This window comes from Flavobacterium aquidurense, assembly GCF_002217195.1.
In the GTDB taxonomy this organism is placed as follows: domain Bacteria; phylum Bacteroidota; class Bacteroidia; order Flavobacteriales; family Flavobacteriaceae; genus Flavobacterium; species Flavobacterium frigidimaris.
In genome coordinates this window covers 16,114-28,566 of sequence record NZ_MUGR01000007.1, presented here as the reverse complement: position 1 = coordinate 28,566, position 12,453 = coordinate 16,114, and the positions used below count along the sequence as shown (strand labels likewise).

Annotated in this window: 7 protein-coding genes; all 7 read right to left on the bottom strand. The window is 37.3% G+C overall.

What is annotated here, in order from left to right:
* Window positions 1-191: 191 nt before the first annotated feature.
* The gene (locus tag B0A67_RS04780; protein ID WP_072960207.1) at window positions 192-1,625 is read right to left on the bottom strand and encodes an APC family permease; all 1,434 of its coding nucleotides are present in this window, start codon (window positions 1,623-1,625) and stop codon (window positions 192-194) included.
* Window positions 1,626-1,646: 21 nt separating this feature from the next.
* Window positions 1,647-2,813, bottom strand: coding sequence for an LLM class flavin-dependent oxidoreductase (locus B0A67_RS04775; RefSeq protein WP_072960204.1), 1,167 nt, complete (start codon window positions 2,811-2,813; stop codon window positions 1,647-1,649).
* Complete coding sequence (locus B0A67_RS24920) at window positions 2,806-2,958, bottom strand: hypothetical protein (protein ID WP_207557310.1); 153 nt, start codon at window positions 2,956-2,958, stop codon at window positions 2,806-2,808. The genes B0A67_RS04775 and B0A67_RS24920 overlap by 8 nt, the downstream gene beginning before the upstream one ends.
* A 22-nt stretch (window positions 2,959-2,980) precedes the next feature.
* Window positions 2,981-4,681 (bottom strand): amidohydrolase, encoded by a 1,701-nt coding sequence (locus B0A67_RS04770; protein WP_084074560.1) that lies wholly within the window; start codon window positions 4,679-4,681, stop codon window positions 2,981-2,983.
* A gap of 241 nt (window positions 4,682-4,922) precedes the next feature.
* Window positions 4,923-6,386, bottom strand: coding sequence for a RagB/SusD family nutrient uptake outer membrane protein (locus B0A67_RS04765; protein WP_072960201.1), 1,464 nt, complete (start codon window positions 6,384-6,386; stop codon window positions 4,923-4,925).
* A 30-nt stretch (window positions 6,387-6,416) separates the two neighbouring features.
* Window positions 6,417-9,602 (bottom strand): SusC/RagA family TonB-linked outer membrane protein, encoded by a 3,186-nt coding sequence (locus B0A67_RS04760; RefSeq protein ID WP_072960199.1) that lies wholly within the window; start codon window positions 9,600-9,602, stop codon window positions 6,417-6,419.
* A 963-nt stretch (window positions 9,603-10,565) separates the two neighbouring features.
* Window positions 10,566-12,212: an arylsulfatase gene (locus B0A67_RS04755; RefSeq protein WP_072960196.1), complete on the bottom strand. Its 1,647-nt coding sequence runs from the start codon at window positions 12,210-12,212 to the stop codon at window positions 10,566-10,568.
* Window positions 12,213-12,453: the final 241 nt, after the last annotated feature.

Sequence of the window (12,453 nt, the reverse complement as noted above, 5' to 3'; positions counted from 1 at the left end):
CATTTTAAAGCAATTCGTCGAATCTTCCAACATTTATTAAACACATAGAAACATAGATTTTATGTATCTCAAAGGAGACAAAAAGAAATACATTTCTTTCACATAGCTATGTGATTTATTCTAAGTGAAACGCCTTTTTTAAAGTAACCATAAGCTATGTTTCTATGTGTTAAATAATTATGCACAACGGGTTAAATGTCTTCGGTTTTTGGTTTTGAAAATTTCTCTCTAATATAAAAAACAGGTATTCCGATACCGGCGATGATTAATCCCGGCCAGGTATAAGTAGGTTTATAAATGATTAATAAAATACAAAAAGCCGATCCTAAAAGGATATAAATAATAGGTAAAAACGGATATCCAAAAGCTCTGTACGGTCTTTCGTGTTGCGGTTTTTTAATTCTTAAAACAAAAATACCGGCAATGGTAATCACGTAAAACAATACCACTACAAAAGAAATCATGTCTAATAAATTCCCGTAACGACCGCTTAAACTTAAAATCACGGCCATAAAAAACTGAATCCAAAGTGCGTTTGCAGGAACCGAATGTTGGTTTAAAATCGCTGTTTTCTTAAAAAACAAACCATCTTTTGCCATACTTTGATAGACTCTTGCGCCAGATAAAATCATTCCGTTGGCACAACCAAAAGAAGCAATCAAAATCATTAGCGCAATAATCGAAGTTCCGCTTGAGCCAAAAATTGCCTGTGCAGCAGCAATACCAACGCGGTCTTTTTCAGGAGTTCCGATAGCTTCAACAGGTAAAACGGCTGTAAACATTACATTTACCGAAACGTAAATAATCGTTACAACGGCAGTTCCTAAAAGCAGACTCAAACCAATATTTCGTTTTGGATTTTTTATTTCATCCGAAACAAACGTCACATTATTCCAGGCATCATAGCTAATAACAGTTCCAACCAATGCCGAAGCAATCGCGCCCCAAAAAGCGGGTGTATTGGTGTATTGTAAAAACGAACCATCCGGATTTAGCTTTTGCAAATGAAACGGATTCGTCCAGTTGGCCTGCCACACTTCGGGTTTGAAAAAGATAAACCCAAAGACAATCAGAATTAGTAAGCTTATTAATTTGGTTCCGGTAAAGAATTTTTGAATCACTTTTCCCAGTTTTACGCCTTTGGTATTGATGTAGGTTAAAATGAACAACAAGACGATAGAGGAGAGTTGTGCCGGCGAAATGGTGAAAGAATCTCCAATCCTGAAAGCGACCAAATCTTCGCTGAAAAGCGGAAAAAAATACGCCAGAAATTTAAAGAACGATACACAAACCGCAGCAATAGTTCCGGTTTGAATTACGGTAAACAAACTCCATCCGTATACAAAGGCCACAAGCGGATTATAAGCTTCCTTTAGATAAATATACTGACCGCCCGATTTAGGAAACATGCCGCTCAATTCGCCATAACTCACAGCAGCAATCAATGTCATGAATCCGCCAATTAACCAAACTAAAATCAGCCAGCCAGCTGATCCTACATTACGCGTAACATCGGCACTCACAATAAAAATTCCCGAACCAATCATTCCGCTGGCCACCAATAAGGCTGCATCGGCAAGACCGAGTTCTCTTTTGTATTCTTGTTTTTTTTCTATTTCTGACATTCTGATTTTTTGTTTTTATAACTAAACCAATTCGGCATTGGTCAAAGGTGTTGTAGGTGTTTCCTGCGGAATTCTTCCTTGCAGATAAGGTAACGATGCATTTGGTAAACGAGGTAAAACCAATTTGGCAAAATAATTCGCTTCTTCAATCAAAGGAAAACCGGAAAAAATAAAAGATCTGAAACCCATATCCATGTAGCGGTTTAGTTTTTCTATAATCTGATCAGCACTTCCTACCAAACCACTTCCGCAACCGGAGAAAACTTTACCAATATCGGTCCATAAGATATCTTCTACATAACCCTCTTCATCCGAAGTTTCTCTTAATTCATCTTGTTTTAAAACACCTAACGAACGTGAATCTTCGCCACGACTTCTGATTTCTAAACCTCGTTTTTCGTCGAATTTTGAGATTAATTTTTTGGCGTAAGCTCTTGCTTCTTCCTGCGTTTCACGAACGATAACATGAATTCTTAACCCGAAATCGATGGTTCTTCCTTCTGCGGCAGCGCGTTCACTCATTTCTTTCAAAGTGGCATACATAGATTCTTCAGATTCCGGCCAGGTCAAAAACACGTCGCAATGTTTCGCACAAACGGCTCTGGAACCAGGGGAAGTTCCTCCAAAATACAATAATGGACCGCCGTTTTGCTGATAGGATTTTACAGGATCTGATGGCAAATCAAACTGATAAATTTCGCCTTTGTGCGAGATTCTGTCTTGTGTCCAGCCTTGTTGTAAAATCTGAATAACCTCAGAACATCGTTGGTATCTTAGATTAGGATCTTCACGAGTTCCTGGCAAATCAGAGTTGATGATATTCAAGATCAATCTTCCTTTCAGCATGTGATCTAACGAAGAAATAGCTCGCGCCAACATGGGCGGATGCACTTCTCCCGTACGAACCGCAAGCAAAAACGTGATCTTATTCGTTTCCGGCGCAACGCTTGCTGCAAAAGCCAATCCGTCTTGCCCTACGGTATAGGCAGATGGATAAAGAATATTACTAAATCCAAGTTTTTCTGCTTCTAATGTTATTTCACGACAATGCTCGTAACTGCTTCGGCGATCATTATCTAATACGCCTAAATATGCTGTATCTCCACCAATAATGTCATTGAACCAGGAAATTTCTGCTACTCTTTCCGGGGTTCTAATGGTTACTGTTTCAATTTTACCTTCAATCATTTTTTCTTTTCTTTTTTAAGCTTTTTTTCAATTTTTTGTTGTGGTTTTCCTGTGCGTTTTTATCAGCTTCGCTCGACCAGGAAATTTCAGTATTTTTAATTCTCATTGATACAACAGGTGCGGGATTTAGGTTGAACTGATTCATATTTTTGAGTTTTAATTATGGATTATTTTTTAAAAACTGTTTTGCCTTCTTTTATCGTTTCAAGAACCGTAATGTCTTTTATTTTAGAAGGATCTATTTTGGTTAAATCGTCAGAAAGCACTACTAAATCAGCTAGTTTTCCGGTTTCGATAGAACCTTTGCTATTTTCTTCGAAATATTCATAAGCGCCATTAATTGTGATAGCACGCAGTCCTTCGATAGGAGTAAGTCTTTCATCCGGGCCAATAACCTGACCTGAACGGGATTTTCTTTCTACGGATGTCCACAATAAAAACAACTGGTTTAAAGGCGTTACCGGATAATCGGTATGGTTCGTAGCAACAACTCCTTTTTTGATGGCAGTTTTTAATGGGCTTAAAAAATTAGCTCTATCTGCGCCTAGATTGCGAACGTGTACATCGCCCCAAAAGAAAGCGTGATTGCTAAAGAAAGCCGCAATAATTCCCAGTTTTTTATAATCATCAAGCTGATCTGGTCGCACAAACTGAGAGTGAATGGTCACTGGTCTGCGGTCGTTACTATTCGTATTTAAAGTTTTATTGGCATTTTCTATCGCTTTCAGATACATATCGATAGTTGCATCTCCGTTGCAATGCACAAACGGACGAACATTATTTTGGAATGCTTTAATAACAAGATCATTAAACTGTTCCTGAGTAATATTAGCGAAACCCGTACATTCGTCATGGTTACAACCTGGCACTTCTACCAGATATGATTTACTAAAAAAGGCAGTTTTACCTTGTGGAGAACCATCGGCAATCATTTTTGTTCCGGCCAGTTTTAAGTGATTTTTTAGAACGCCAAATTTAAAGTCAGGGTTTTTTAATACTTTTTCTAAAGTTGGATATCCCGGCAAAGCTTCAATATCGATAAATAACTCGTTTCTTTCTGCCGCTTTATGCAATAATTCAACCGATTCGTAACTTGAGTATCCGTCCTGAGCCGTTGTAATACCATTGCTGGCATAAAACAATTGCTGCTCTTTTAAACCTTTTATCTGCTCGTCTAAAGTTGGAGCTGGTTTGGCTGGCCTTTTCAATAATCGGCTGGCATTTTCTTGTAATAATCCTGTAGGTTCGTTGGTACCTTTTTTTCTTTCGATCGCGCCTCCCGGAGGATTTGCTGTAGTGGCATCAATTCCTGAAAGTTTTAAAGCATACGAATTCGAAACCGACATATGTCCGTTGATATTTGTAATCGTTACCGGATTGTTAGGAAAAGCAGCGTCAAGATCTTCCTTATTCGGGTGTCTTTTTTCTTCAAGTTGATCCTGATCATATCCGTAAGCATCGATCCATTCGCCTGGAGCGACATTATTTTTCTTCTGAAAATCCTGAATACGGTTTACCAAATCGGCAATATTTTTAACATCTCCCATTGGCGGAGAACCTACATTTACGGTAGTAGATCTTGATAAACCCATAAAATGACTGTGACCGTCAATAAATCCGGGAACTACTGTTTTTCCTTTTAGATCGACAACGATCGTATTTTTGTCTTTTAATTTTTCGATTGTTGCGTTCGTTCCAACCGCCAGAATTTTACCGTTACTTACGGCAACAGCTTGCGCAGTACTATTTTTTGCATCAACCGTAATAATATTACCGTTGATATAAATCTTTTCGGCAGTATTTTTTTGCTGTGCACTAATAATCGTCGTAGCGAAGAGTACAGCCAGATATTTTAAATTAGTTTTCATTTCGTTATTTCTTTTTTTGTTTTTATAAATGCTATAGTGAATGAACTGTTGAGGATAATTATTTTAAACACATAGAAACATAGGTTTTTGGCTTTTTAGAAAAAAGAAAATTGGAAAGAAACTAGTTTCTAACACATAGCTATGTTTTTTAATGCGAGTGAAACGCCTTTTTTAAAGTTTCTAAAAGCTATGTTTCTATGTGTTTAATTTTTATTTTTTTATAATTATATCTAATAGTATTCTATCTTGGAGCCAGTTTGTTATAAGCTAATTCGTTACTTGGTATTGCCCAGACATAATTGGCCGCTGTTGGCAAAACTTCTGGTGCAGCGCCTGCATTTCCTGTTTTGGCAGGAAGCGCCTGAACTCGTCGCAATAAATCCGGCGTACGGAATCCTTCGCCTACTAATTCTATTCTTCTTTCGTTTAAAATAGTGGCAATCAATTCGTCTTTTGTAGCAACTCCGGTTGTGAAAACGTAAGCGGCATCAGAACGATTTCTTACTGCTGCTAATAAAGATTGTGCTAAAGGCAAATTGTCACTTTGAGCAGCTGCTTCGGCATAATTCAGTAAAACTTCGGCATAGCGAATCACCGGAACATAATCTGTAAAAGGCGCACCGTTTTTCTTGAATTTGTTCAATAGTTTTTGTCCGGTTGCATTGGTGATAACCAAACCTTTTCTGGCATCTGCAGAAGTTGCCGAAGCATAAACAGGATCAGCAATTATTGCTGCGGTATTAAAATAAATAACAGGAGTTAAGTAGTTTCCGCCAAGTGCGCTTTGCAATCCCGGAGCTTCTGCCGCGGTTGTAAACGGAATCGAAAATATCGCTTCGTTCCCTACATAAGAACCTCCAAAAACGGTGGCTACATTTGGTTCTAAACGATGTGTCAAACTTCCGGAAACGTATTGAAAAGGAGCTGTTGCAGGAACCAGTTTACTGGCTTCAGAAATTACTTTTGCATAATCGCCTTTGCTTAAATAAACCCTGGTTTTTAAGGCTATCGCAGTAGCTTTGTGCGCTCTTGAAGCCGTAAGAATTCCGGTAGAATAGCTCTCCGGTAAATCAACTTCGGCTTCGTCAAGATCTTTTAAGATTTGAGCATAAACATCCGCAACACTGCTAAAAGTAAAGTCATTAATTCCGCCTGAAGTATTTCCTTTTAATCGCAACGGAAGTGCCAATGCAGCGCTGTTTTGTGCATAAGGTTTTGCATAGGTTTGTACTAAACTCAGATATGAAATGGCTCTTACAAATTTGGCTTCGGCAATATAATTTTTACGTAAATCGTCAGTAACAACAGTAGAAGTTGCCAGATTATCGATCAGAATATTCGAAAAATTGATGGTTGTGTATGCAGCGCTCCAAACCGAGTTGACAAAATCTCCTGATGAGGTAATAGTCTGATTCCAAACATTCGCGCCTGTTGAATTGTTACCATCGTTTTGACTGAATTCATCGCCTCTTTGTTCATTAAAAATAATGAAACGTCCGCCATATAAAGACGGATTGCTAAACTGACCGTAAAGCCCGTTTACCTGCGCCAGAATTTTGGCAGGTGTACTGAAAGCAGTTTCTGTAGAAATGCTCGTTTCAGGAACAGTATCTAAAGCATTATCACTGCATCCGGCCAATAATAAGGCTAGAAATGGCGTAATAATCAAGGCTTTTTGTATACTTTTTTTATAATTGAAAATCATGATGTTTTTATTTTTAATTAAGATGAATGCCTAGAAACCTACATTAAGTCCTAAAGTGAATACTACTGAATTGGCAGGCACGTTTTGATCTTTCCCTGAATTGATGGAGTTTCCGTTGATGGAAATCTCCGGATCTGAACCGCGGTATTTTGTCCACGTGTGTAAATTAGATCCCTGAGCATACACTTTTGCAGATGAAATGTATTTGTTGACCAACTCGTTCTTTACCGGAATTCTATAGCTTAAAATGATGTTTTTTACTTTTAAGTACGATCCGTCTTCAACATAAGCGGAGTTGCTTGACGAGAAACCACCTGAAAAACTGTCTCCGTAAATTAACTTAGGAACGTCTGTAACCTGTCCCGGAGTAGTCCAGCGATCTTTGATGAAAGTTCCGTTATTAAAGAAACGCTGATCTGATAATGTAGATCTTGTACCATTGTACAATTTGTTTCCGCCGGAAAAGGTTAAACCAATCGTTAAATCGAAATTTTTATACGATAAATTATTGTTCAATCCTCCGTAATAAGTGGGTAACGAAGGCCCCTGAATACGTCCGTCACGATAGTTATCGATTGCCGGAGCCGTATTTCCGTTGAGATAAGTAAAAGCTTTTGTAAGCGCATTGTATTGTACTTCTTCGTTGTTGGCATTTACGTAAACACGATTTCCGTTTTCATGATTTACTCCGGTTGTTGGCACAGCGAAAATAGATCCTACAGAATAGCCTTCTCTGGTAATATTCTGGATTCCGAAAGTGCTCAAAGCCGTTGGATAAATATCTCCATATCCGCCTAATGAAGTCACTTTGTTTTTGATAGTAGATAAATTTAAACTGGCATTCCATTGAAAATCATTGCCATTTATAATGTTGGCATTTACAGTAAGTTCAAATCCTTTGTTGTATAAAGATCCCACGTTTGCTGCAATCGAATTGTTAGGGATTCCTTGTGATAAAGACTGAGGCGCATTCAAAATCAAATCGTTGATGTTGTTTTTGTAATAATCCGCTTCAACAGTGATTCGGTTATCAAACAATCCAAAATTGATTCCGAAGTCAAACTTTTTGCTGGTTTCCCATTTCAAATTTGAATTTCCGGATTGCGAAAAATTAAGTGTTGGAACTCCGGCGTAAGTACCTGCTGAATATTGTGATAAAGCAGCATAATCGTTCAATTCGCTGTTACCCACAATTCCGTAACTCGCACGAACCTTAAACGCGTTTAAAACATTTTTGATAGAGGAACTTTTGAAAAAATCTTCTTCAGAAACATTCCATCCTACAGAAGCCCCGCCAAAATTTCCCCATTTATTTCCGGATGCCAAAGCAGATAATCCGTCTCTTCTGAAATTAAGGTTCAGCAAGTATTTTTTGTTATAATCGTAAGCAATACTGCTGAAATAAGAAAGCAATACATTTTCTGTCTGAACAGAAGGACCAGGCGCAATAGTTGTAAATCCGCCTTGATAACTGGTGAAGAAAGGATCTGTTAAACCTGTTTTTATGGCGCCCCAACCATCAATTTCACGAACATTTTTCTCTTGTCCCAAAAGCACTTTCAAATTGTGTTTCTGATCTAATACAGTCGAGTAGGTTAGGGTATTGGTCCAGTTTGATCTCGAGTATTTGGTGTTGGAGTTTGTTGCAGCTCCTTTAGTAGAGAAACCATCTCCGCTGTACGGATTTCTGAATTCCTTGTTTTCTACTACGAAATTATTGATACCGTAAACCGTTTTGAATTTCAGGTTTTTGATGATTTCAAGTTCAGCATAAACGCTTCCGATAAAAGTGTTATTTTCAGAAGTATTTTTATCCAGATCTAAAATCGTTTGCAAGTTGTAGGCATTAAAAACTCCTAAAGAAGGACTATTTGCACCGTATCCGATATTTCCGTTACTCGGATTGATGTTGTAAGAACCATCAGGATTGTAAACCGAAACATTCGAAGGTAAAATATAGGTAAGTCTTCCTAAAGGCTGCAAACCGATGTATTGTGTGTTAACCGCATTTCCGGCTGAAGAACCAATCGAATTGGGTGTCGAAGATCCTGAATTTGGACCTGAATTTACAGAGTTGTTATAAGAGAAATTAGTTCCTAAAGTCAGCGAATTGTTCAGCTTATGTTCAAAATTCAATCGGATTCCTTTTCGCACAAATTCATTTGTTCTTAGAATCCCTTCCTGATCGGAATAGCTGGTCGAAATAAAATAACTGGTAGAATTTGTTGCTCCTGAAAAGCTTAAATTATGATTTTGTGAAACTCCTGTATGATACGCCACATCGTACCAATTGGTTCCTATTGTCGATCCATCAGCATTTTGACCTAAAGCAAAACCGGGTGTAAGTCCTGCGTTGGTTCTGGCCTCGTTTTTAATGCTTACATAATCTTCGGCATTCAAAAGTTTTGGCAGATTTGTAGCTTTGTTCCAGCTTACCCAAACATCATAATTAACGTTTACTTTTCCTTTTTTTCCCTTTTTAGTCGTAATCACGATAACTCCGTTTGCGGCACGTGAACCATAAACTGCCGCTGCCGAAGCATCTTTAAGAACATCAATCGATTCGATGTCATTTGGGTTAATGTCAGATAACGGATTGTTGCCAATGGCACCTCCGGCTGTTCCTGTAAAAACAGTAACACCATCAACAATAACCAAAGGATAAAGTGAACTGGTGATCGAGTTAATTCCTCTAATTCTGATTACCGGCGTACTGTTTAATGATCCGCTGGGCTGCACAATGTTTAATCCTGAAGCCTGACCGCCTAACAATTGATCAAAACTTTGTGCCGGACGATTGGCAATTTGTTTCGCATCGATTTTTGAGGTTGCTCCTGTAAAGGTTTTTTTTGCCGATGTGCCGTATCCTACGACCACTATTTCGTCTAGTTTTTCAACTTGTTCCGTTAGTTTTATCACCACCGGACTTCCGTCTACCGTTACTTCCTTAGAATTGTAACCAATGTAACTGATGATTAAAGTATAAGGGAATTTTTGTCCGGTTTGAAAATAAAATTTTCCGTCGATATCCGTTTCAACGCCGTGTGTAGTTCCTTTTATGTTTACCGAAGCGCCAATAATAGGCTGATTTGATATTTGATCTACAATGGTTCCGCTTAGTTTCGATTGAATATTGGGTGCTGTGTCTTGAGCATTTATTCCGATGGAGATGAACAAAATGCTAATCCATAAAATAAGTTTGGTATTTTTTTTCATTCTTGGTTATTGATTTTTTGTAATTAAAAAATGACGGAAGATTGGATGTCCTGCGCATTGTTTTATTGAGTGATAAAGGTTCTTTTAGCCTTGCTATTTCTGTTGCCGCAGAAATATTAGGAGCAATTTTGTAGTGGTATTTGTGTCATGTTTGTTCGTATTAATTATTGTTTTTGGATGATTTATAGTTATGCGTGATACTTCTTCCTGATGCAAAAAATGCAGCAAAATGATCGTGTATTATTCAATAAGAAACCGTTGAGGTTTAAAAAAGACCGATTCTTTTTAGATAGAAATCGATTTTTAATGAAAAGGATGTGAGGGAATTAACAACAGAAGCACATATAACAAAAAGTGTTATAAGTATATTTTTTTGGAAGAATGTAAAATGATATGCTTTCGGTTGTTTTCAAAATTAAGTTGTTTTGGTTTTAAACTCTACTAATTCTATAGACAAAGTTAAATTTAATATAATAAAAACCAAAAGTTTTTTAATTTTTCTTTAAGTGAATAGAGGTAAGGAACTTATAAATTGAATAGGAATTTGTATTAATGTATTGATTTCTAGTGATTTGAATTTTGTTTTATTTCAATAAAAAAAACAAAAAAATAAGTATACGTTAAATATTTATACTTATTTTTCTGTCTTTAAGGGTTTTAAGTAAATAGAAATATAGGTTTATTTTTGTGGTGATTCTTAAAATGAGTATTTATTTTCACGCAGATTTGGCAGATTAAGCAGATTTTAAAATTCCTTAGTTTTTATTTTAAAACATCGAAATCTGGTTTTTATACCTATCAAAAAAGGAAAATATTTTTTTTCTATTAAAATCAATACAATAGATTAAATTTTTAAACGATAAAAAAAGAATCTGCTCAATCTGCCAAATCTGCGTGAAAAATTTAAACGTACAGCAAATAAATGAAACGCTTTTTTTCAATATTAAAAATAATTAATACCAGTTACTTTTTCAAAGCTGCACCGCCAGGCATAACCTCCGTTTTCAATTTGAATTTACTGTATTCAACCACTCCGGTTTTATCTGCCCAGTCAAAATAAGCAGCCGAAAGTTGGTTTACAATCGCGGGATTTTGTTGTGCGACATTGGTAGTTTCGCCACGATCTGTTTCGATGTTGTAAAGTTCCCATTCATAAGCAGGATAAGTCGAAACCAGTTTCCATTTCCCATCTCTTACGGCTCTGTTACCCGCTCTTTCCCAAAATAAAGGAGTTCCTCGATTTACTTCTGAAACATTATCGAATAAAACGGGCAACAGACTTTTCCCTGCTAACGGATTTGAATGTACTCCATTGTATTCCTTAGGATAATCAATTCCGGCCAATTCATAAAAAGTAGGTGCAAGGTCAATAATATGTCCCGTTCCTTTATCGATTCGGCCCGCTTTTATTTTTGAGGGAAACCACGCAATAAACGGCGAACTGAATCCGCCTTCGTGCATATTGTTTTTGTATTGCTGAAGCGGAGTATTCGATAAATACGCCCAGTTTTGTTCCTGATAATCAAAGGATCCCGAAGTTCCAACTGGCCCGTCGTTTCTTACCAAACCTCTTCCTAACGGATTATAGGTATTGAAACCACCTTGAGCACCATTGTCTGAAATAAAAATAATCAGCGTGTTTTTATCTTTCTTCAATGCTTTTAACTTTTCCAGAACTTTCCCCACATTCTGATCCATATTATCGACCATAGCGGCGTAAACTTCCATTTTGGCTTTCCAGAATTGCTTTTCATCATACGTTAATTTACTCCATTCCGGCACTTCAGGATCTCTTGCAGAAACCGTTTGATTGGCGGGTAAAATGCCATTTGCTTTTAGTTTTTCAATTCTTTTTTCTCTTAAAATATCCCAGCCTTCATCAAATTTCCCTCTGTATTTGGCAATGTCAACGGGTTTTGCCTGTAATGGCCAATGCGGAGCCGTAAACGCTAAATACAAAAAGAACGGTTTATTTTCTTTATTTTGTTCGTCTAAGAAAGTCACTGCATTGTTCCCGATTTCATCTGTAAAATAATACGAATCATCTTTTGGATGCAATTCTTCATTATTACGAATCAGTTTTACCGGATAAGGCGTTTTCCCGAAAGGCAAAGGTTTGGTATCAAAATAGTTCGATGCTCCTTTCAGGATGCCGTAAAATTTATCAAATCCTCTTTGATTGGGCCATTGCGCTTTATCTTCAGAACCTACGTGCCATTTTCCCGAAAGCAAAGTGCTGTAACCACCGGAACGAAAAACTTCTCCCAATGTCAGAGATTCTTTGTTGAGATAACCCTGATAGGCCGGTAATCCTAAATTAACATCAAAAAATCCCATTCCGGCTTTGTGCTGATATTGCCCAGTAAGCAAAGAACCGCGTGTTGGCGCACAAATCGAGTTATTGTAAAATTCGCGTAAGCGTAAACCTTCAATGGCTAATTTATCAAGATTAGGGGTTTTAATTTCGGAACCATAATTCCCCAAATCAGAATAGCCCATATCATCAACCATTATTAAAATAATGTTCGGTTTTTCAGAAGTTGTTTTGTTTTGTGCATTTAAAGCCACTACAGCAAGTAGAAGGTTTAGTGTAATAAGTGTTTTTTTCATTATTGTTGATATTTTAAAGTGTCGAAAATTATATTGTAGGGATGGATTTTATAATAAAACCAAATCTTTTTTTAGGAGCTAATCCCGCTATCCGTTCCAATCTTTTGTGTCCGCCGTGGCGGACACAAAAGGATTTCCACTTCTATCGGGGCTAGGCACTTGTTTCATAAGAACGATTTCTCATTTTTGTCATCCCGAGGAACGAGGGATCTCCGTGAGTAGCTCCGCAAAGAAAATGACA

Coding starts and splice junctions, on each gene's coding strand:
- B0A67_RS04765 (WP_072960201.1), bottom strand. CDS start 6,386: ATGATTTTCAATTATAAAAAAAGTATACAAAAAGCCTTGATTATTACG.
- B0A67_RS04775 (WP_072960204.1), bottom strand. CDS start 2,813: ATGATTGAAGGTAAAATTGAAACAGTAACCATTAGAACCCCGGAAAGA.
- B0A67_RS04755 (WP_072960196.1), bottom strand. CDS start 12,212: ATGAAAAAAACACTTATTACACTAAACCTTCTACTTGCTGTAGTGGCT.
- B0A67_RS24920 (WP_207557310.1), bottom strand. CDS start 2,958: ATGAATCAGTTCAACCTAAATCCCGCACCTGTTGTATCAATGAGAATT.
- B0A67_RS04770 (WP_084074560.1), bottom strand. CDS start 4,681: ATGAAAACTAATTTAAAATATCTGGCTGTACTCTTCGCTACGACGATT.
- B0A67_RS04760 (WP_072960199.1), bottom strand. CDS start 9,602: ATGAAAAAAAATACCAAACTTATTTTATGGATTAGCATTTTGTTCATC.
- B0A67_RS04780 (WP_072960207.1), bottom strand. CDS start 1,625: ATGTCAGAAATAGAAAAAAAACAAGAATACAAAAGAGAACTCGGTCTT.